This is a genomic window from Streptomyces acidiscabies (assembly GCF_020010905.1).
In the GTDB taxonomy this organism is placed as follows: Bacteria; Actinomycetota; Actinomycetes; order Streptomycetales; family Streptomycetaceae; genus Streptomyces; species Streptomyces acidiscabies.
The window spans coordinates 3,164,718-3,183,816 of record NZ_JAGJBY010000001.1; the positions used below are offsets into that span (position 1 = coordinate 3,164,718).

The 19,099-nt window shown below is 71.1% G+C and carries 15 protein-coding genes; 2 read left to right on the plus strand and 13 right to left on the minus strand.

Annotated features, from left to right (window positions below):
* Window positions 1–31: 31 nt before the first annotated feature.
* Window positions 32–916 carry an SCO1860 family LAETG-anchored protein gene (locus tag J8M50_RS14730; protein WP_010355561.1) on the plus strand — a complete coding sequence of 295 codons (885 nt, stop codon included), beginning with the start codon at window positions 32–34 and terminating at the stop codon, window positions 914–916.
* 124 nt (window positions 917–1,040) lie between these two features.
* On the opposite strand, the gene cobC is transcribed toward J8M50_RS14730, so the two are convergent.
* From cobC to cobM, 6 genes are read right to left on the minus strand one after another with little or no spacing between them, the layout of a single operon-like run.
* The gene (cobC, locus tag J8M50_RS14735) at window positions 1,041–2,087 is read right to left on the minus strand and encodes an Rv2231c family histidinol phosphate aminotransferase CobC (protein ID WP_010355562.1); all 1,047 of its coding nucleotides are present in this window, start codon (window positions 2,085–2,087) and stop codon (window positions 1,041–1,043) included.
* Window positions 2,077–3,006, minus strand: coding sequence for a sirohydrochlorin chelatase (locus J8M50_RS14740; RefSeq protein WP_010355563.1), 930 nt, complete (start codon window positions 3,004–3,006; stop codon window positions 2,077–2,079). The genes cobC and J8M50_RS14740 overlap by 11 nt, the downstream gene beginning before the upstream one ends.
* Window positions 3,003–3,617, minus strand: coding sequence for a precorrin-8X methylmutase (locus tag J8M50_RS14745; RefSeq protein ID WP_010355564.1), 615 nt, complete (start codon window positions 3,615–3,617; stop codon window positions 3,003–3,005). The genes J8M50_RS14740 and J8M50_RS14745 overlap by 4 nt, the downstream gene beginning before the upstream one ends.
* Window positions 3,614–5,296, minus strand: coding sequence for a precorrin-3B C(17)-methyltransferase (gene cobJ / locus J8M50_RS14750; RefSeq protein ID WP_010355565.1), 1,683 nt, complete (start codon window positions 5,294–5,296; stop codon window positions 3,614–3,616). The genes J8M50_RS14745 and cobJ overlap by 4 nt, the downstream gene beginning before the upstream one ends.
* Entirely contained in the window at window positions 5,293–6,528 is a 1,236-nt protein-coding gene (locus J8M50_RS14755) for a bifunctional cobalt-precorrin-7 (C(5))-methyltransferase/cobalt-precorrin-6B (C(15))-methyltransferase (RefSeq protein WP_010355566.1), read from the minus strand. Before J8M50_RS14755 ends, cobJ begins: the two co-directional genes overlap by 4 nt.
* Complete coding sequence (gene cobM, locus J8M50_RS14760; RefSeq protein ID WP_010355567.1) at window positions 6,525–7,346, minus strand: precorrin-4 C(11)-methyltransferase; 822 nt, start codon at window positions 7,344–7,346, stop codon at window positions 6,525–6,527. Before cobM ends, J8M50_RS14755 begins: the two co-directional genes overlap by 4 nt.
* 115 nt (window positions 7,347–7,461) lie before the next feature.
* Between cobM and J8M50_RS14765 the strand changes: the two genes are divergently transcribed.
* Window positions 7,462–8,190, plus strand: coding sequence for a ZIP family metal transporter (locus J8M50_RS14765; protein ID WP_010355568.1), 729 nt, complete (start codon window positions 7,462–7,464; stop codon window positions 8,188–8,190).
* A 17-nt stretch (window positions 8,191–8,207) separates the two neighbouring features.
* On the opposite strand, the gene cobI is transcribed toward J8M50_RS14765, so the two are convergent.
* The 7 genes from cobI to J8M50_RS14800 are packed head-to-tail and all read right to left on the minus strand — an operon-like array spanning window position 8,208 to window position 19,028.
* Window positions 8,208–8,939, minus strand: coding sequence for a precorrin-2 C(20)-methyltransferase (gene cobI / locus J8M50_RS14770; protein WP_040837096.1), 732 nt, complete (start codon window positions 8,937–8,939; stop codon window positions 8,208–8,210).
* Window positions 8,936–10,345 (minus strand): cobyrinic acid a,c-diamide synthase CobB, encoded by a 1,410-nt coding sequence (locus J8M50_RS14775; RefSeq protein WP_010355570.1) that lies wholly within the window; start codon window positions 10,343–10,345, stop codon window positions 8,936–8,938. Before J8M50_RS14775 ends, cobI begins: the two co-directional genes overlap by 4 nt.
* Window positions 10,339–10,938, minus strand: coding sequence for a cob(I)yrinic acid a,c-diamide adenosyltransferase (gene cobO / locus J8M50_RS14780; RefSeq protein ID WP_010355571.1), 600 nt, complete (start codon window positions 10,936–10,938; stop codon window positions 10,339–10,341). Before cobO ends, J8M50_RS14775 begins: the two co-directional genes overlap by 7 nt.
* A complete protein-coding gene (locus J8M50_RS14785; RefSeq protein WP_029184119.1) occupies window positions 10,938–12,923 on the minus strand; it encodes a putative cobaltochelatase in 1,986 nt (661 codons plus the stop codon). Before J8M50_RS14785 ends, cobO begins: the two co-directional genes overlap by 1 nt.
* Window positions 12,920–16,570: a cobaltochelatase subunit CobN gene (gene cobN, locus J8M50_RS14790; protein WP_029184120.1), complete on the minus strand. Its 3,651-nt coding sequence runs from the start codon at window positions 16,568–16,570 to the stop codon at window positions 12,920–12,922. The genes J8M50_RS14785 and cobN overlap by 4 nt, the downstream gene beginning before the upstream one ends.
* Window positions 16,567–18,075, minus strand: a complete 1,509-nt coding sequence (locus J8M50_RS14795; protein ID WP_010355578.1) for a cobyric acid synthase — start codon at window positions 18,073–18,075, stop codon at window positions 16,567–16,569. The genes cobN and J8M50_RS14795 overlap by 4 nt, the downstream gene beginning before the upstream one ends.
* Complete coding sequence (locus J8M50_RS14800; protein ID WP_010355579.1) at window positions 18,072–19,028, minus strand: cobalamin biosynthesis protein; 957 nt, start codon at window positions 19,026–19,028, stop codon at window positions 18,072–18,074. The genes J8M50_RS14795 and J8M50_RS14800 overlap by 4 nt, the downstream gene beginning before the upstream one ends.
* Window positions 19,029–19,099: the final 71 nt, after the last annotated feature.

Here is a 19,099-nt window from a genome sequence, read left to right on the forward strand (position 1 = left end):
TCCCACCACAGTGACTAACACCAACTTCCGTATGCCCGCACGCCGTTTCGCCGCGATGGCGACGGCTACCGTCCTGGCCGCAGGTCCCGCGGTCCTGGTCGGCGCGAGCGCCGCGCATGCTACCGAGGAGGGCCGTGCCAGCGCCGTCGTCCTGCGTACCGGGCTTGACGTCTCCCTCCTCAACAAGACGGTCCAAGTCCCCCTGGCCGTCTCGCTGAACGAGGTCCAGGCGCCCGCGTCCGCGGAGAAGACCGCGCTCTCGGCCAGTCTCGACGGGGTCGACAAGGGGCAGCCGTTCAGCGTCCTCCGGGCGGATGTCGCCGAGGCGAAGGCGGATGTCCAGGAGGGCAAGGCCGAGGCGTCAAGTCGGCTTGCCCACGCGAAACTTCACGTTCCCGGGTTGCCGTTGTTGTCCCTCGTCGAGATCGAGGCGGTGAGTTCGAAGGCGGTCTGTGAGGTCGGGAAGGCTCCTGTCGCCGACGCGAATCTGTTGGGGGCGGTGACCGTGCTGGGCAAGAAGGTCACGGTGTCCGCCGGGGGTACTACCGAGGTCAAGGTGCCCGGGGTCGGTGAGGTGCGGCTTGATCTGTCCAAGCGGGAGACCACGTCCCGTACGGCTGCGGCCACCGCGCTTGAACTCTCCGTCAGCGTCAATCCGTTGAGCCTCAATGTTGCTGAGGTGCAGGGGTCGTTGACGCTGGTTAAGTCGACCTGTGAGACGCCTGCGGCTCCTGTGAAGCAGCAGGCCGAGCCGCAGGGGGAGGCGGCTGTTGAGCCGAAGGGGGAGCCGGTTGAGGCGAACCTCGCGGAGACCGGGGGGAGTTCGAGTACGTCGTATATCGCAGGGGGTGCTGCTGCGTTGCTTGCGGTGGGTGGGGGAGCGGTGTTTTTGGCTCGGCGGGGTCGTAGGAATTAGCGCCTAAAGGGGAGGGGCGCGGGGAACAGTGGCGGGTGCGGCGCCATTGTGGCTGGTCGCGCAGTTCCCCGCGCCCCTAAAAAAGCACGAGTTGCCCGGCGCCTTTCAATGCACCGAACGACGCTCAGAATCCCCGCAGCACCTTCTCCAGCGCCGCCAAGAACCCCTCTACCGTCCCCCTGTCCCTCACCGCCAGCCTCAACCACTCCCCGTCCAGCCCCGGAAACGTGTCCCCCCGCCGCACGGCGTACCCCGACTCCCGCAACCGCTCCCGCACACCCTCCGCCCCCTCAACCCGCACCAACACGAACGACCCCTCCGCCGGCCCCACCACACGTACCCCCAACTCCCGCAACCCATCCACCAGGTGAGCCCGGTCTACGGCAATCCGCCGCGCCGCCCCCTCCGCCTCCGTCAGCGCCCGCGCCGACACACACGCCTCCGCAGCCGCCAACGCAGGCGTCGACACCGGCCACAGCGGCTGCGCCCGCTCCAGCGCCCGGACGATCTCCGGCTCCGCGAGCACGTACCCGATCCGCAGCCCCGCCAGCCCCCACGTCTTCGTCAGGCTCCGCAGAACCACCAAGCCGGGTACGTCGGTTCGCCCGGCGAGTGCCTCCCGCTCACCCGGCACCGCGTCCATGAACGCCTCGTCGACCACCAACACCCGCCCAGGACGGGCGAGTTCGGTGATCGACGAGGAGGGGTGCAACACCGACGTCGGATTCGTCGGGTTGCCGATCACCACCAGGTCCGCATCCTCGGGAACCAGCCCCGGGTCTAGCCGGAACCCGTCCTCGGCCCGCAGCAGCACGCGCCCCACAGCGTGCCCGGCATCCCGAAGAGCCGCCTCGGGCTCGGTGAACTGCGGGTGCACGACGACAGGTTGACGGACTTTCAGGGCGCGAGCCAGCAGCACGAACGCCTCCGCCGCCCCCGCCGTCAGCAGCACCCGCTCCACCGGCAGCCCGTGCCGCGCCGCGACGGCGGCCCGCGCGGCCCGGCCGTCGGGATAGGCGGCCAGGCCGGTCAGCGAGTCGGCGATGTGCGCCCGCAGCCACGAAGGCGGCGTGTCCGCACGGACGTTGACGGCGAGGTCGACGAGATGGGAACCGTCGTCGCGGACCTCGGCGTCGCCGTGGTGGCGCAGATCGTGGCTGTCAGTGGGCATGGGAGTGCGAGTGGCCGTGGGAGTGGCCGTGGTGATGGTGGCCGTCGTCGTCGGGGTGGAAGTGCGGCTGCTGCGCCGCCCCCACCTTGTCCTCGAAGCCGGGCAGCGCGATCCGGTACACGCACGAGTCGCAGTTCATCCGGATGTCGCCCTGGACGGCCTCCGTGTACCGCTCCATCACCAGATCCAGCAACTCCGGCTCGGGGCCTATGACTTCGGCGGAGAAGACCTCCACCTCGGGATGCGCGGCGGCCCACCCCTCGGTCTGGTGGCGGACCCGGTCCGGCAGGATGCCGGTGAACAGGAAGTAGGGGAGGACGACGATCCGCCGCGCACCCAGCTTCACGCACCGGTCGAGCCCGCTCGGCACGTCCGGCGCCGCGAGCGACACGAACGCGGTCTCGACACCGGCGTACCCGCGCCCCTCCCACAGCAGCCGGGCCGCCTTGTACACCTCGGCGTTGGCGTCCGGGTCGGTCGAACCGCGCCCGACGAGCAGCACCATGACGTCGGCGCGGTCCTCGGGTGTGCGCGCGGACGAACCGCCGAGCGCCTCCTCCAACCGCCGCTCCAGCACCGCGAGCAGAGCCGGATGCGGGCCCAGCGGACGGCCGTAGGTGTACGAGATCCCGGGGTGGCGCTCCTTCTCGCGGGCGAGCGCGGCGGGGATGTCGCCCTTGGCGTGCCCGGCGGACACCAGCATCAGCGGGACGGCGGCGAAGCGGCGGACACCCTGCTCCACCAGTTCGGTCACGGCGTCGCCGAGCGGCGGCGGGGACAGCTCGATGAAGCCGCCCGCCACCGGGAGTTGAGGGTTACGGCGCCCCAACTCCCGTACGAAGTCGCGGAACGCCTCGGCTCCGGCGTCGTCCCGGGTGCCGTGGCCGGCGATGAGCAGGGCGGGCGGCGGGGTGGTCACTGAATCTCCTCGGAAGCGGAACTCGGTTGGTACAGCAGGGCGTTGAGCGCGGCGGCGGCGACCGCCGAACCGCCCTTCTCGGACACGTTGGACACGGCGGGCAGCCCGCTCCCGCGCAGCGCGGCCTTCGACTCGGCCGCCCCGACGAACCCGACGGGCAGACCGATGACGAGGGCGGGGGAGGCGTCCAGGGTCAGCAGCTCCTCCAGCGCGGTCGGCGCACAGCCGATCACCCAGATCGCCCCCGGCCCGACCTCCTCGTACGCCAGCCGGACCGCGTGGGCCGAACGGGTCAGCCCCGGACCGGACTTGGCGTCCTTCAGCCGGCAGACGGTCTCCCGCCGGGTGATGCCGGCCGCGACCATCTCCACGTCGACGACGACGGGCGCACCGGCGTGCAGCGCGGTGTGCGCCGCCGCCAACTCGCCCTCGTCCAGGACGAGATCAGCCGCGTACTCCAGATCGGCGGCGGAGTGGATGACCCGCTCCACCACCGCCCGCGACAGGGGCGGGAAGTGCGAGGTGTCCAGGCGGGCGCGCAGCCGCCGGAAGGACTCCTGCTCGATGGGGTGGACGACCCGGTTCGTCGGGTCCCCTGCGATCGGGCTCACCGCGCCTCCTCCTGCCAGCGGTAGCCGCGCGGCGTCACCATGCGCCCCGCGATGATCCTGGTGGCCGTGTTGCCCACGGTCACGACGGTCATCATGTCGACCGTCGCCGGGTCGAGTTCACCCAGGGTGGACACCCGGCTCGACTCGTCGACGCGCGAGGCGTTGCGCACGACACCCACAGGGGTCGCGGAAGACCGGTGCTCGGACAGCAGCGACAGCGCCTTCGGCAACTGCCAGTCCCGGCCCCGCGAACGGGGGTTGTAGAACGTGACGACCAAGTCGGCCTCGGCCGCCGCCCGTACGCGCCGTTCGATGACCTCCCACGGCGTGTGCAGGTCGGAGAGGCTGATCGACACGTGGTCGTGCCCGAGCGGCGCCCCCAGGATCGCCCCGGCCGCGAGCGCGGCGGTCACCCCGGGTACGCCGATGACGTCGATGTCGTCCGAGGCCTCGGCCAGCGCGGGCGACGCCATCGCGTACACGCCCGCGTCCCCGCTGCCGATCAGCGCGACGGCCTGGCCCTTGCGCGCCTCGGCGACAGCGGTCCGCGCGCGCTCCTCCTCGGCGCCAAGTCCCGACTCCAGCACGACAGTTCCGGGCCGCAGCAGGTCGCGGACCTGATCGACGTACTGATCCAGGCCGACGAGCACGGACGCCCGCCGCAACTCCGCCTTCGCGCGCGGCGTGAGGAGATCCCGGGCCCCCGGACCGAGCCCGACGACCGCGAGCCGGCCGCGCGTGGGACGCCGTACGACAGCACAGGTCGCCATCGCCGGGGAACCCGCCGACTTCCGCTTGGGGACGAGGAGTTCACCACCCCCGACCAGCGCGGCGGCCTCCGCGACGGACGGCGTCCCCACGGCAGCGAGCGGCGCGTCCGAGGGATTCGGCACCTCGACCCCGGCCAACTCCTCGGCGGAGTACGTCACTACGGGCACCCCGAGCCGCGCGGCGGCCTCCAGGATGCCGGGCTCCTCCGACTTGGCGTCCACCGTAGCGAGTTGAGCGACGCTACGAGCCGACAGCCCCGCGTCCCGCAAGGCGTCCTCGATCACCGACAGCACCTCGTCGACGGGCGCACCTTTGGAGGCGCCGACCCCGACGACGAGGGACGGCGGACGCAACAGGACTTCCCGGGACGCCGGTTGGACAGCGCGGTCCGTCAACCGCGCCGTGTACGAACCGTCGGCGGCGAACGGCACCGGAGGCAACGGCCACGGCACCTCCGCCGCCAGCACGACCCGCTCCCCGTCGAGCAGAGCCCGCGACACGGCCGCCACATCCCCCTCGACCGGCACCCCGAGCATGTCGAGACCGGCCACCCCGACGGAGTCGGTAGCCGTGGTCACCACAGGCTGAGCCCCCAGCAACTCCCCGACCTCCACGGCGAGTTCATTGGCTCCACCGCCATGCCCGCCGAGCAGTGACACGGCGAACCGCGCGCCCTCGTCGACACACACCACCCCGGGGTCGGACCCCTTGTCCGACAGCAGCGGCGCGAGGATCCGCACCGTCGCCCCCGTCGCCAGGAAGCACACCACCTGCTCGCACTCCGCGAACGCGGCCCGCAGGGCGTCCCCCACCGCCCCGTCGTACACCCGCGTACGGTCCGGCCAGGCCACGGCCAGCCTCTCCCGTGCCGCAGCCCCCGCCGACGTGGCGGAAATCAGGCCGATCACTGAGCAACTCCTTCGTCAGAAAAGGACGTTCGCACGCCCCACAGCAGAAACACGGGATTGGTGGCCGCGAGCCGCGTCACATCCCCCGGCAGCGGCGCGAGCCGCGACGACTGCAACAGCACCCCGTCACAGGAGAACCCGGCACCGGACAGCGCCGCCCGCACGGCGGGCACCCGGTCGAGCGCGGCCATCGCCACGACGACCACCCGCCGCGCCCGCCGAGCGCACTCGGCGACGATGGCAGGCAGCTCACCGCCCCCACCGCCCACGAACACGGCGTCAGGATCGTCGAGTTGAGCCAAAGCAGAAGGCGCGACCCCATGCACCACATGGACGTCGACCCCGTGCGCGGCGGCATTCGCCCGCACCCGCTCCACCCCGTCCGCCGCCTTCTCGACGGCCGACACGGCAGCCCCGAACCGTGCGCACTCCACGGCCACGGACCCCGACCCGGACCCCACGTCCCACACCAACTCCCCGGCCCGGGGCCCGAGTCGGGCCAGCGCGAGCGCCCGCACCTCGAACTTCGTGATCATCGAGTCCCGGTGCGCGAAGTCGCCCTCCGCCAGCGCCCACCCCTCCGGAAAGGCGAACCCCCCTGCCAGCGACCGCATTTGAGAACCGGAGCGCCGCGCGTCGAGACACAGCACGACACTCACCGCCGTACCCCAGTCCCGCACAGCCGCCTCCTCGGGCGTCACCCGCTCCACCCGCTCCAGCGCCGGATCACCCAGCGCCGTCCCGACGACCAACTCCCGCTCGTACCCGAGGAGTCCGGCCCCTAGCTCGGCGGGCCCGCCCCCGGGCCCGGTCAACACGGCCACCTTGGGAAACGCCCGGCACACGTTCACGGCGACCCGGGGGTCCCGCCCGTGCGCGCTCACCACGACCGCGTCGTCCCAGACAACTCCCAGCCGGGCGAAGGCGGTTGCCACCGACGACACCCCCGGCCGCACGTCCAGCGCCCCCGGCCCGAACCGCTCGGCGAGCGCCCGCACGACCCCGAAGAACCCCGGATCACCGGAGGCGAGCACGATGACGCGCCGCCCCTCACCGACGTACTTCTCGACGACGTCGAACGCGGGCGCGAGCGGGCCGAGAACGACCGTCGAGGCACCCTCGGGAAGCGCGACCGCGGACAGATGCCGCCGCCCCCCGACGACCAACTCCGCGCCGTCCAGCACCTCTTGGGGAACCGGCGAACCGGTCCCCGTACCGACGACGGTGATCACGTACTCGCACCCCGTTCACGCCGCAGCGCCTTGCGCGCCTCCGGGTCGGCCTTGCGGTAGCCGTGGAAGTGGCCGGGGTGGTACAGGTGCGAGCGGGTGCCGCGCGCGCCGAGCGCCGGGCCGATCAGGAACAGCGTGTGCTTCCACAGCTTGTGCTCCTTGACGGTCTCCTCCAGCGTCTCGATCGTGCACCGCACGACCAACTCCTCGGGCCACGTGGCCTGGTAGGCGATCACGACCGGCGTCGACGTCGGGTAACCCCCTTCGAGCAGCTCCCGCACGAGCTGTCCGCTGCGCGCCGCCGACAGGAAGACCGCCATCGTCGTACCGTGCCGCGCGAACTCCCGCACCTCCTCGCCGGGCGGCATCGGCGTCTTGCCGCCGCCGAGACGGGTCAGGACGACGGACTGCGCGACCTCCGGGACCGTCAGCTCGCGCCCCGCGATCGCCGCGACCGCCGAGAACGACGACACCCCGGGCACGATCTCCGTCTCGATGCCGAGTTCCTCGCACCGGTCGAGCTGCTCCTGCGTCCCGCCCCACAGCGCCGGGTCACCGGAGTGGATGCGGGCCACCTTCAGGCCGTCCAGGTACGCGCGCTCGTACACGGCGACGACGTCCTCCAGCGACATCGTCGCCGAGTCGAGGACCTCCGCACCCTCGCGCGCGTGGTCCAGCACCTCCGCCTGGACCAGGCTCGCCGCCCAGATCACCACGTCCGCCTCGGCTATGGCCCGGGCGGCCCGGAACGTCAGCAGATCGGCGGCGCCGGGGCCGGCACCGACGAACGTCACCTTGCCGGTGGGGGCATCGGCCATGGGGGAGAGTCCTTTCAGAAAGGGGTTACTGGAGCGTTACCGGCACACCGGCGGCCGTACGGGCCGCCGACCTGCGGACATGCGCGAACAAGGGGAGATCGGATACGAAGTCCTCATGGCGGTCTTCGTCGCGCTCGGCGCGTTCCTGATGACGCTGGCCGGTGGTTGGACGGCGCAGCGTGTGACCGACCGTCGCCATCTGGTGCTGGGCCTGGCGGGCGGCCTGATGCTGGGGGTCGTCGGCCTCGACCTGCTCCCCGAGGCCCTCGACGCGGCGGGCACCGAGGTGTACGGCGTCCCCGCCGCCCTCCTGCTCTTCGTCGCCGGATTCCTGCTGGCCCATCTGGTGGAACGCCTCCTCGCGCTCCGCCAGGCCGCGCACGGCGCCGAGGAACATGACGGCCGCGCCCCCGAGGTCGGTCTCACGGCCGCCGCCGCGATGGTCGGCCACAGCGCCATGGACGGCGTCGCCATCGGCGCGGCCTTCCAGGTCGGCGGGGGCATGGGGACGGCCGTCGCGCTCGCCGTCATCGCCCACGACTTCGCCGACGGCTTCAACACGTACACGATCACGAGCCTCTACGGAAACGCCCGCCGCAAGGCCCTGACCATGCTGTTCGCGGACGCCGCCGCCCCCGTCGCCGGCGCCCTCTCGACGACGTTCATCACCGTCCCGGAGCAACTGCTCGGCGGCTATCTCGGCTTCTTCGGCGGCGCCCTCCTCTACCTCGCCGCCGCCGAGATCCTCCCCGAGGCCCACCACGACCACCCGGCCCGCTCGACGGTCCTGTGCACGATCGCGGGGGCGGCGTTCATCTGGCTGGTGGTGGGACTGGCGGGGTGAGGGTTGTGCAACCGGTCTCACAACTTCCCACCCCGCCCGCTCTCCCGCCGCGCCGGCGAGATCAGCGTCGACAGATACGGCAACGGCTCCCCGTCCAGCTCCGACGCGGCCCGCACGGTCTCGCCCTCAAGTCCCAGCGAAGCCCCCCACACGGCCCCCTCGATCCGCCCGGTCTCCCGGAGCGCCTCGACGACCTCCGCCGCCTGCCGCCCGAACTTGTACGCCACGACGGTCCCGGCCCCCGCGAGCGCCTCCTTCAGCACCGCCGCCCCCGCTGTCACCGGCACGAGCGTCAACGGCTCGGTCCCCTCCGTCAGCACGGCCCCCGACCGCGCCGCGAGGTCCTGCATCGCCGTGATCCCCGGCACGGTCTCGACGACCGTCCCCGGCACCAGCTCCGCGACGGTCTGCGCGAGATAGGTGAACGTCGAATACACGTTCGGGTCCCCGATGGTCGCGAACGCAACAGCCGCATGTTCCCGCAACAACCCGGCGACCCGCTCCCCGGCGGCATCCCAGGCAGCCTCACGCCGACCGCGGTCACTGCGCTCGTTCAACGCGAAGACGATCCGTACGACCTTGTCCTCCGGGACGTAGTGCAGCACGGTCGCTTCAGCGCGCCCGCGTTCGCCGGTATCCATCACGGGTACGACGACGACATCCGCGTCCCGCAGCGCGTTGACCCCCTTGACGGTCACCAGCTCCGGATCCCCCGGCCCCACACCGACCCCGACCAGCTTGCTGCTCATGACGTCCGGCACCTCTCCACGAACCGACGGGCCACACCGGGCTCACCAGCCCAATGCGTATGCAAATAACTCGCGTGCACATTACGCGCCACGAACCCCTCCACTCGACCCCGAGCCCCTCGAAACCCCCAGGCAGGAGCGGCGCCGGCCCCCGGTTCGACCACGGTCCGATGAAACTCGTGCCCCCGCATCCGCGTCCCGACCCCGGCGAGCACGCTCTCACTGACGGCAACGGCATCCCGATACCCGAGGGTCAGCCGCTCACTCATGCGAGCGGAGGCATCGATAACTCCGCACATGGGAACCCCGTCAAGCTCCCGACACAGATAAAGCAACCCGGCACACTCGGCAGCAACAGGACCCCCACCCTCGACCAACGAGGTAACGGCCTTACGCAGAGCCTCATTTCCGGACAACTCAGAGGCATACACCTCGGGAAACCCACCCCCGATGACAACCCCGGAGGTCCCGTCGGGAAGCGCCTCATCTCGCAACGGGTCAAAGCTCACGACGTCAGCCCCGGCAGCGGCAAGCAGTTCGGTGTGCTCGGCATAGGAAAAACTGAAGGCGGCCCCACCAGCAACAGCGATGACAGGCTTGCCAGTTGGCGGATCTGCAACGCCCTGCGACGTCAACCCTTCATCCAACTGAGTCGGGTGGAGGGTGGGCGAGGCGGGGGTCCAGGGGGCAGAGCCCCCTGGTACCTCACCAGCAGTACGCGCCAACGCCTCCAACGCCTCCAGGTCACACCCTTCGGCGACCTGCGCAGCCATCGCCGCCACAGCCTCAACAGCCGCCCCCCGCCGCTCAATCACCGGCACCAACCCAAGATGCCGAGAAGGCACATCCACTTGAGCAACCCGCCGCAACACCCCCAACACCGCCACCCCGACCCCCTCCAACGCCTCCCGCAACAACTCCTCATGCCGGTCGGACGCCACCTTGTTGAGGATCACACCCCCCACCCGAACCTCGGGATCCCAGGAAACGAACCCATGCACCAGCGCGGCAACGGACCGGGACTGCGACGACGCGTCGACGACCAGCACCACCGGCGCCCGCAACAACTTCGCGACCTGAGCCGTGGACGCCAACTCCCCTTCACCGGCGGCCCCGTCGTACATCCCCATGACGCCCTCGACGATGGCGAGATCGCACCCCTGAGCCCCGTGGAGGAACAGGGGAGCGACCAACTCCGGCCCACAGAGGTACGCGTCGAGATTCCGCCCCACCCGCCCAGCAGCCAGCGAGTGATACCCGGGATCGATATAGTCCGGCCCCACCTTGTGCGGAGACACGACAACCCCCCGCGCGGCGAACGCGGCCATCAACCCCGTGGCAACAGTGGTCTTCCCGCTCCCGGAAGCCGGCGCGGCAATGACCAACCGAGGAACGGACCTCACCACTCGATACCCCTCTGCCCCTTCTGCCCCGCGTCCATCGGATGCTTGACCTTGGACATGTCGGTGACGAGATCGGCGACGGCGACCAGCTTCTCGGGAGCGTTACGCCCGGTGATCACAACATGCTGGGTACCAGGCCGATTTCGCAGCACATCGACGACCTCATCGGTGTCGACCCACCCCCAGTGCATCGGATACGCGAACTCGTCGAGCACGTACAGCTTGTACGTCTCGGCGGCGAGATCCCGCTTGACCTGCTCCCAACCCTCCCGAGCCTTCTCCTCGTTGTCCATCTGGTCGTCCCGCTGGACCCAGGACCACCCCTCACCCATCTTGTGCCAGTTGACGGACCCGCCCTCACCGGAAGCCCCGAGCACGCGAAGAGCGTTCTCCTCCCCGACCTTCCACTTCGCGGACTTGACGAACTGGAACACCCCGATGGGCCACCCCTGATTCCAGGCGCGCAGGGCGAGCCCGAACGCGGCGGTCGACTTCCCCTTCCCAACTCCCGTGTGTACGACGACAAGTGGCCGATTACGACGCTGACGGGTCGTCAGCCCGTCGTCCGGCACCACACTCGGCTGCCCCTGAGGCATTACGCGGCCCTCCTCTGAACATCCTTGACCAGCCCGGCAATTGAATCGGCGCGCAGCTCGTCGAGCGTGACGGCCGTACCCCCCAGCTCACCCGCGAGCTGCCCCGCGAGCCCCAACCGCACAGGCCCCGACTCACAGTCGACGACGACGGAGGCGACCCCGTCGGCGGCGAACAGCCGAGCGGCACGCCCGGCAAGAGCGACCGGCTCGGGCCCCCCGGTGGCCCGCCCATCGGTCACGACGACGACGAGCGCCCGCCGAGCCGGATCCCGCAACCGCTCAACTCGCAGCACGTCATGGGCTTTCAACAGCCCGGCGGCAAGAGGCGTACGCCCCCCGGTAGGCAGCGACTCCAGCCGAGCGGCGGCGGCGTCGACGGACGAGGTAGGAGGCAGCGCGAGATCCCCGGAGGTCCCCCGGAACGTCACCAACCCCACCTTGTCGCGCCGCTGATACGCGTCGAGCAGCAACGACACCACGGCCCCCTTCACAGCGCTCATCCGCTGCCGAGCGGCCATGGACCCGGACGCGTCGACGACGAAGAGCACGAGGTTCCCCTCCCGCCCCTCTCGCGACGCCTGCCGCAGATCGTCCCGCCGCACGACCAGCCCCGGCCCGGACCGCCCCCGAGCCCGCTGATGCGGCGCGGCGGCCTGCACGGTCGCCGCCAAGTGCAGCTTGGTGAGCGCCCCTTGAGGCCGCCGGGCCCCTGTCGTACGACCGTGCTCGGTACGCGCCCGAGACCGCCGCCCGGCAGCCCCCTCGCCGATCCCCGGCACGCTCAACACCTTGGTACGGAACGGCTCGGAGGCCCGTACGGCGGACTGCTCGCCGCCGCCCCCTCCTACAGGCTCCCCGCCCTCCCCGGCCTCGGGCTGGGCGGCGGCTCCACCGTCTCCCTGCCCGTCCTGGGGTGACGGCTGCCCGCCACCCCCACCGGGCCCGTCCGGATCGGGATCGTCCTCAGGAGACTCCCCCGAGAACTCCTCCAACGTCTCGTCGAGCTTGTCCTCGTCAAGTCCCGGCGCGTCAAAGGGATTTCGCCTACGACGATGAGGCAGCGCCAGCAACGCGGCCTGCCGCACATCCTCCGCCAGCACCTCGGTCCGCCCCGCCCACGCGGCCAACGCGGTAGCGGTACGCGCCATCACGATGTCGGCCCGCATCCCGTCGACCTCAAAGGCCGCACAGGTAGCCGCGATCTGCCGCAACACCCCGTCCCCGAGCAGCACGGACGGCAACAACTCCCGCGCGGCAACGATCCGTTGCCGTACAGCAGCCTCCTCGCCGGCCCAACGCTCCGAGAACTCGGCCGGGTTGTCGTCGTACGCGAGCCGCCGCCGCACGACCTCGACGCGCTGATCGGGTTCGCGGGAGGCGGCGACCTCGACGGTCAACCCGAACCGGTCGAGCAACTGCGGTCGCAGCTCGCCTTCTTCAGGGTTCATGGTCCCGACGAGCAGGAACCGAGCGGCATGCCGCACGGACACGCCCTCGCGCTCGACGTACGACGCACCCATGGCGGCGGCGTCGAGCAAGAGGTCGACGAGGTGATCGTGCAGGAGGTTGACCTCATCGACGTACAGAATCCCGCGATGAGCGTCGGCGAGGAGTCCCGGCTCGAACGCCTTCACACCCTCGGCAAGCGCACGCTCGATATCCAGCGCACCCACCAGCCGGTCCTCGGACGCCCCGACAGGCAACTCGACCATCCGAGCGGCACGTTGAGCATCACCGCCGGCCTCGTGCGGCCCATCAGGACAAGCCGGATCAGGAGCCGCCGGATCACAGGAGAACCGACACCCGGCGACCACATCCACCGCAGGCAGCAGCGCCGAAAGCGCCCGCACAGCAGTCGACTTGGCGGTCCCCTTCTCCCCGCGCACCAACACGCCACCCACAGCGGGCGACACGGCGTTCAGCAGCAGCGCAAGCCGCAGATCGTCCTGCCCCACAACTGCCGTGAACGGAAACGGAGTACTCACTGGTCGCCCTCCAAGTCGCCTTCAAGCTCCAGGTACGTGGCACGCAGCCGCTCCAGCGTGTCCGCGTCGGGCTCCGCCCACAGCCCACGGTCGGCGGCCTCAAGCAGCCGCTCCGTAATCCCGCGCAGCGCCCACGGGTTGGACTTCTTCATGAAGTCGCGGTTCTCCGGGTCGAAGACGTACTCGGCGCTGAGCTTCTCGTACATCCAGTCGTCGACCACACCGGCCGTCGCGTCGTACCCGAACAGGTAATCCACGGTCGCGGCCATCTCGAACGCGCCCTTGTACCCGTGTCGCCGCATCGCAGCCATCCAGCGGGGGTTGACCACGCGCGCGCGGAACACGCGGTGGGTCTCCTCGCCGAGCGTGCGGGTTTTCACCTGGTCCGGTGTCGCCGAATCCCCCACGTACGCCTCGGGGTTGGTGCCGGTGAGGTGCCGGACCATGGCGACCATGCCGCCGTGGTACTGGAAGTAGTCGTCGGCGTCGACGAGGTCGTGCTCGCGGGTGTCGACGTTCTTCGCGGCGACAGCGATCCGCTTGAACGCCATCTCCATGTCCCCCCGAGCCGCCCGCCCGTCCAGCCCGCGCCCGTACGCGTAACCACCCCACACCGCGTACACCTCGGCGAGATCCGCGTCCGACCGCCAGTTCCGCGCGTCGATCAGCGGCAGCAACCCGGCCCCGTACGCACCCGGCTTGGAGCCGAAGATGCGAGCCGTGGCCCGGCGTCGGTCGCCGTGCTCGGCCGTGTCCTCGTCGGCGTGCGCCTTGACGAAGTTCCCCGTGGCGGGCTCGTCCAGGTCCGCGACCGCGCGTACGGCGTCGTCGAGCAGGCCGACGACGTGCGGGAACGCGTCCCGGAAGAAGCCGGAGATGCGGACGGTGACGTCGATGCGGGGGCGGCCCAGCTCGTCCAGGGGGACGACCTCGAACCCGGTGACGCGGCGGGACGCGTCGTCCCACACGGGACGGCAGCCCAGCAGCGCGAGGATCTCGGAGATGTCGTCGCCCTGGGTGCGCATCGCGGAGGTGCCCCAGACGGTGAGCCCGACGGACTTCGGGTACTCCCCGGTGTCCGCCAGGTACCGCTGCACGAGCGAGTCGGCGAGCGCCTGCCCGACCTCCCAACTCAGCCGCGAGGGAATGGCCTTGGGGTCGACGGAGTAGAAGTTGCGGCCGGTCGGCAGGACGTTGACGAGACCGCGCGTCGGCGACCCGGAGGGCCCGGCGGGGACGTAACCCCCGTCCAGCGCACGCAAGATGTGACCGATCTCGTCCGTCGTCCGGGCCAGCCGGGGCACGACCTCCTCGCAGGCGAACGTCAACACGGCCACGGCGTCCGGCAGTTCGGTCCCGAGCACCTCACGCACCAGAGCGGGCACGCCCTCCACCGCCCAGCCCCGCTCCTCCATCCCGAGCGCGACCCGCCGGCACAGCTGCTCCAGCAGGTCGATCGCGTCGGCGGCGGTCCGCGCGGGACCCTCCACCAGCTCGCTCAACTCCACCGGCACCTTCAGCGCGGCCCCCGGCTCGGCGAGCAACTCCTTCTCGACCAGCCCGAAATGGGCGGCGAAGGAGGCCCGCAGACCCGGCAGCGCGTTCGCCTGGCCGCCCCACACCTGGGAGGCCCGCAGCACGGCCAGCACGAGGTTCACACGAGCCTCGTCGACCGGTCCGCCGCCGAGGATGTGCAGCCCGTCGCGGATCTGCACGTCCTTGATCTCGCAGAGGTAGCCGTCGATGTGCATGACGAACTCGTCGAAGGCGTCGTCCCCCGGCTGCTCGTCGACATGCAGGTCGTGATGCAGCTCGGCGGCCTTCACCAGCGTCCAGATCTGCGCCCGCACCGCAGGCGCCTTCACCGGGTCGAGATCGCTCACGAGGGCGTACTCGTCGAGGAGTTGCTCCAGCTTCGCGAGGTCCCCGTACGTGTCCGCGCGGGCCATCGGCGGCACCAGGTGGTCGACGACGGTCGCGTGCCCGCGCCGCTTCGCCTGCGTCCCCTCGCCGGGGTCGTTGACGATGAACGGGTAGATCAGCGGCAGTTCACCGAGTACGGCGTCGGGGGCGCAACCGCCGCTCAGGCCGAGGCCCTTGCCCGGCAGCCACTCCATCGTGCCGTGCTTGCCCATGTGGATGATCGCGTCCGCGCCGAACGAGTTGTCGAGCCAGCGGTACGCGGCCATGTAGTGGTGCGACGGCGGCATGTCCGGGTCGTGGTAGATCGCGATCGGGTTCTCCCCGAAGCCGCGCGGCGGCTGGATCATCACGACGACGTTCCCGAACTGGAGGGAGGCCAGGACGATGTCGTCGCCGTCCACGTACAGCGACCCCGGCGGCTCGCCCCACGCCTCGGTCATCGCGTCCCGCAACTCCGGGTCCAGCTTGTCGAACCACGCCTGGTAGTCGGCGAGCGGCACCCGCGCGGGCGCGGACGCCAACTGCGCCTCGGTCAGCCACTCCACGTCATGCCCACCGGCCTCGATGAGCCGGTGGATCAACTCGTCGCCCTCGGACGGGTATCCACTGACCCCGTACCCGGCGTCCCGCAGCGCGTCCAGCACCCGCACCGCCGAAGCGGGCGTGTCCAGACCGACCGCGTTGCCGACCCGGGAGTGCTTCGTCGGGTACGCCGTGAAGACCAGCGCGACCTTCTTCTCCGCGTTCGGCTTGTGCTTCAACTGCGCGTGCCGTACGGCGATTCCGGCGACCCGCCCGGCCCGCTCGGGGTCGGCGACGTACACCGGGACGTCGTCCGGGCCCTGCTCCTTGAAGGAGAACGGGACGGTGATGATCCGGCCGTCGAACTCGGGGATCGCGACCTGCATCGCCGCGTCCATGGGGGAGAGCGCGGCGTCCGACTCGTCCCACGCGGCCCGCGACGAGGTGAGGCAAAGCCCTTGCAGCACAGGGATGTCGAGGTCGGCGAGCGCGCCGATGTCCCACGCCTCCTCGTCACCGCCGGCCGAGGCGTCCGAGGCGTGCGTGCCCCCGGCCGCGAGGACGGTCGCCACCAACGCGTCGGCCCCGCCCAGGAGTTCGTACAGCCCGGCGTCCGCACCGCGCAGCGAACCGCAGTACACGGGAAGGGCGTTGGCGCCGCGCGCCTCGATCGCGTCGCACAGGGTGTCGACGAAGGAGGTGTTGCCGCTCAACTCGTGGGCCCGGTAGAAGAGGACGCCGACGGTGGGACGGCCCTCGACGCAGGCACGCTCCCCGCGAACGCCGAACTCCGGCATCTTCTGCGGCTCTTCGAACCCCTCACCGGTCAACAGCACGGTGTCGGAGAGGAATCGGGCGAGTTCGACGAGGTTCGCCGACCCGCCCTCGACGAGGTAGCGCAGCGCCTCCGCCACGACCCCGGCCGGCACCGACGACTCGGCCATCAGCTCCGCGTCGGGTACGGCCTCGCCACCGAGCAACACGGTAGGAATACCCGCCGACTTGAGCGCCGCGAGCCCGTCCTCCCAGGCCCGCTTGCCGCCCAGGAGCCGGACGACAGCGATGTCGGCGCCCTCGATCAGCGCCGGGAGTTCCCCGGCGACGTCCACCCGGGTCGGGTTGCCGATCCGGTACGGGGCGCCGGAGGCGCGCGCCGCCAACAGGTCCGTGTCGGCGGTCGACAACAGCAAAACTGTGCTCATGCGGGCGCTCCCGGGGGGATGAAGGGCAGTCCTTGCGGCGCTCCCGACTCGATGAGTCGCAGAAGCGCATCTGTGTCCGCGTGCTGTTCGATCAAGTCGCCGAGCAGATCGAGCTGTTGCTCGCGCAGCGCGGCGAACGAGGTGTCGGCGGCGGGCACGAAGCGGCGGCCCGCGGCGGCGGCCACCTCGCGCAGGAAGGCCCGCCGGAAACCGTCCGACTCCAGCGAGCCGTGCCAGTGCGTACCCCAGACGGCGCCGACCCGGCAGCCGTCCAGGAAGGGTTCGCCCCCATCGACCGAGGCGATCCCATGGTGGATCTCGTACCCCTCGACCCGCTCCCCGAGGGCCTCGCCCACCGGCCGGGTCAAGGTCTTCTCACGGGCGAACCGCACCCGCACGGGCAGCAGTCCGAGCCCGTCGACGACCCCGGCGCGCGACTCGACGTCGTCCTCGATCCGCTCGCCGAGCAGCTGAAAACCGCCGCAGATCCCCAGAGTTGGCCTCCCGGCGGCGGCCCTGCGCGCCAGCTCGACGGCCAGCCCTCGCGCCTTGAGCCACTCAAGTGCCTTCACCGTCCCCCGAGTTCCGGGTACGACGACCAGGTCCGCGTCCGCGAGTTCCTCCGGCCGGTCCACGAACCGCACCACCACGCCGGGTTCGGCGGCCAGCGCGTCCACGTCCGTGAAGTTCGACATCAACGGCACGGCGCAGACGGCGACCCGGAGGATCTCGTCACCGACCGGCGGTGCGAGTGAGGACTCCCGTACGGCGCCCCGCAGGGACACCGCCATGCCGTCCTCCTCGTCGATCCCGAGGCCCGGCCTGAACGGCAGCACCCCGTACGTCGACCGTCCGGTCAGCCCGCGCAGCATCTCCAACCCCGGTTCCAGCAGCGACACATCGCCGCGGAACTTGTTCACCAGGAACCCGGCGACCAGCGCCTGGTCCTCCGGCGAGAGCAGGGCGACCGTCCCGAAGAACGAGGCGAAGACGCCGCCCCGGTCGATGTCCCCGACCACCAGCACGGGGAGCCTCGCGCCCCGGGCGATGCCCATGTTGACGATGTCGGTGCGCCGCAGATTGATCTCGGCGGGGGAACCGGCGCCCTCGCAGATCACCGCGTCGTGCGTGGACCGGAGTTCGGCGAGGCAGTCGAGCACCGTCCCGAGAAGCTGCTCCTGCCGCCCCCCGTGATACCGGCGCGCGTCCATCTCGCCGACGGGCTTCCCCATCAGCACGACCTGACTGCTCCGCTCCCCGCCGGGCTTCAGCAGCACGGGGTTCATCAGCACGGTCGGCTCGATCCGGCACGCCTGCGCCTGCATGGCCTGCGCCCGCCCGATCTCGGCACCCTCGCGGGTCACGAACGAGTTGAGGGACATGTTCTGCGCCTTGAACGGCGCGACCTTCACGCCCTGCCGTACGAGCCACCGACAGATCCCGGCGGTGACGACACTCTTCCCGGCGTCGGAGGTGGTCCCGGCAACCAGTAGCCCGCCGCTCATACGCTGGCCCCCTTTTTCAGCAACCGTTTGCACAACATCCGTCCAGCGACTGTCGCCCCCAGCGCCAGCCAACTCACCCGCCGCGACAGCCGTACCGCCCGCTCGATGTCCCCGACAACAACCCCCCGCCCACCCCCATTGAGCACAGGCCGATGCTCAACACGACCCGCATAAGACAAGGTCCCCCCCATCCGCACCCCCAACGCCCCCGCGAACGACGCCTCCACCGGCCCCGCATTGGGGCTCGGATGCCTCACCGCGTCCGCCCGCCAGGCCCGCACAGCCCCCCGCGCATCGTCCCCGGCAACACACGCGAGCACGGCCGTCAGCCGAGCCCCCGGCCACCCGGCGACATCGTCGAGCCGAGCGGACGCCCACCCGTACCGCAGATGCCGAGCCGACCGGTGCCCCACCATCGCGTCGAGCGTGTTGACGGCCCGGAACCCGAGCAGCCCCGGCACCCCGCCCACGGCCCCCCACACCAGCGCGCCCACCACCGCGTCGGACGTGTTCTCAGCAACCGATTCCACAACGGCCCGCGCGATCCCGTCGGCGTCCAGCGCCTGCGGATCGCGCCCGCACAGATGCGGCAGCCGCGCCCGCGCCGCGTCGACGTCCCCGGCCTCCAGTGACCGCCCGATGTGCCGGGCCTCGCGGGCGAGGGAGGTACCACCGACGACCGCCCAGGTGGCGACGCCGGTCAGGGCGAGGGAAGCGGCGGGGGAGCGACGTACGGAAGCCTGCAAGGCCGCGCCGAGAGCCACCGCGCCCCCCGCGCAGACGGCAGTGTGCAGCGCCCCCCACCCTCGGTGGTCGCGCCACAACACCCGCTCCACAGACATCGCGGCGCGCCCGAACGCGGCGACCGGATGCCCCCGGCGGGGATCGCCGAACAGCAGGTCACCGAGGAGTCCGGCGGCGGCGCCGTACGCGTAGATGCGATCGGCACCCATCGGCTCAGCCGGCCGTGGGAACGGTCAGCGGTCGGAGTCGGTACCTCAATCGGCGGCCGAGCATGGCGATA

Coding starts and splice junctions, on each gene's coding strand:
- cobO (WP_010355571.1), bottom strand. CDS start 10,938: ATGCCTCAGGGGCAGCCGAGTGTGGTGCCGGACGACGGGCTGACGACC.
- cobI (WP_040837096.1), bottom strand. CDS start 8,939: ATGAGCAGCAAGCTGGTCGGGGTCGGTGTGGGGCCGGGGGATCCGGAG.
- J8M50_RS14795 (WP_010355578.1), bottom strand. CDS start 18,075: ATGAGCGGCGGGCTACTGGTTGCCGGGACCACCTCCGACGCCGGGAAG.
- cobN (WP_029184120.1), bottom strand. CDS start 16,570: ATGAGCACAGTTTTGCTGTTGTCGACCGCCGACACGGACCTGTTGGCG.
- J8M50_RS14800 (WP_010355579.1), bottom strand. CDS start 19,028: ATGGGTGCCGATCGCATCTACGCGTACGGCGCCGCCGCCGGACTCCTC.
- J8M50_RS14765 (WP_010355568.1), top strand. CDS start 7,462: ATGGCGGTCTTCGTCGCGCTCGGCGCGTTCCTGATGACGCTGGCCGGT.
- J8M50_RS14730 (WP_010355561.1), top strand. CDS start 32: ATGCCCGCACGCCGTTTCGCCGCGATGGCGACGGCTACCGTCCTGGCC.
- cobC (WP_010355562.1), bottom strand. CDS start 2,087: ATGCCCACTGACAGCCACGATCTGCGCCACCACGGCGACGCCGAGGTC.
- cobM (WP_010355567.1), bottom strand. CDS start 7,346: ATGGCCGATGCCCCCACCGGCAAGGTGACGTTCGTCGGTGCCGGCCCC.